This window comes from Pseudomonas sp. R62, assembly GCF_000257605.1.
Taxonomy (GTDB): Bacteria; Pseudomonadota; Gammaproteobacteria; order Pseudomonadales; family Pseudomonadaceae; genus Aquipseudomonas; species Aquipseudomonas atacamensis.
Window position 1 is genome coordinate 2012471 of the sequence record NZ_JH635998.1, and the last position, 1405, is coordinate 2013875.

Annotated in this window: 1 protein-coding gene; it reads left to right on the top strand. The window is 60.1% G+C overall.

Annotated elements, in window-relative coordinates; translation table 11 throughout:
• Positions 1–1405: immunoglobulin-like domain-containing protein (locus OQK_RS31160; protein WP_038861169.1), on the top strand; the 1405-nt coding region annotated here is incomplete at both ends.

Consider the following 1405-nt stretch of genomic DNA (forward strand, 5'->3'; position numbering starts at 1 on the left):
CACCAACCTGAACCTGAGCGCCAGCGATTCGGTAGCCGAAGGCGGCCAGATCACTTACACCGCAACGCTGACCAACCCGGCCGGCACACCGGTGACCGTGACCCTGTCGAACGGCGCCACGATCACTATTGATGCAGGCAAAACCACCGGCACCGTGACCGTCGACGCACCGAAAGATGACGTCTATAAAGATGCCGGCAAAGTCGAAGTGACCATCGAGGGTGCGACCGGCGGCAACTTCGAGAACCTGGTGCCAAGCGCGGTTCCAGCGGTGACCAATGTCACCGATACCATCGACACTTCGACCGTCAAACTGACTGCCGATACTTCGGTGGCTGAAGGCGGCAACGTGACTTACACCGCCACGGTTGGTGCGCCAGTCACCGGCTCGCCTGTTGTGGTAACTCTGGCCAACGGCCAGACCATCACCATCGGCGTCGGTCAAACTACGGGCACCGCAACCGCGGTTGCTGCGAACGATGCGCTGACCGGCAACGCGCCGATCACCAACTCCATCACTGGCGTAACCGGTGGCAATTTCGAAGATCTGGTGGCGGACAAAACTCCGGTTTCGACTTCTGTTACGGATGTTACCGACACTACCACTCTGTCGCTCAGCGCCAGTAACTCGGTGGCTGAAGGTGGCCAGATCACCTACACCGCGACACTGACCAATGCCGCTGGCTCACCAGTGACCGTGACCCTGTCGAACGGCGCTGTGATCACCATCAAGGCTGGCGAAACCACCGGCACCGCAACTGTTCCGGCACCGTCCGATGACGTCTACAAAGATGCTGGTTCCGTGCAGGCGACGATCACCAGCGCTACCGGTGGCAATTTCGAGAACCTCGTACCGAGCACTGCTCCAGCGGTGACGGCTGTCACCGACACCATCGATACCTCGACAGTCAAACTGACCGCCGATACCTCGGTCGCTGAAGGCGGCACGGTCACCTACACCGCCACTGTGGGTGCTCCGGTCACCGGCTCGCCTGTTGTGGTAACTCTGGCCAACGGTCAGACCATCATCATCGGCGTCGGTCAGACTACTGGCACTGCAACTGCTGTTGCTGCGAACGATGCGTTGGCCGGTAATGCTCCGATCACCAACTCGATCACCAACGTCAGCGGTGGCAATTTCGAAGATCTGGTGGCGGACAAAACTCCGGTTTCAACTTCTGTCACGGACGTTACCGACACCACCAACCTGTCGCTGAGTGCGACCGGTTCCGTGGCCGAAGGTGGCTCGATCGTTTACACCGCTACGCTGACCAACGCCGCTGGCTCGCCAGTAACCGTGACTTTGTCGAACGGTGCAGTGATCACCATCAAGGCTGGTGAAACCAGCGGCACCGCGACCGTTCCTGCGCCGTCCGATGACGTCTACAAAGACGCCGGTTCCGTC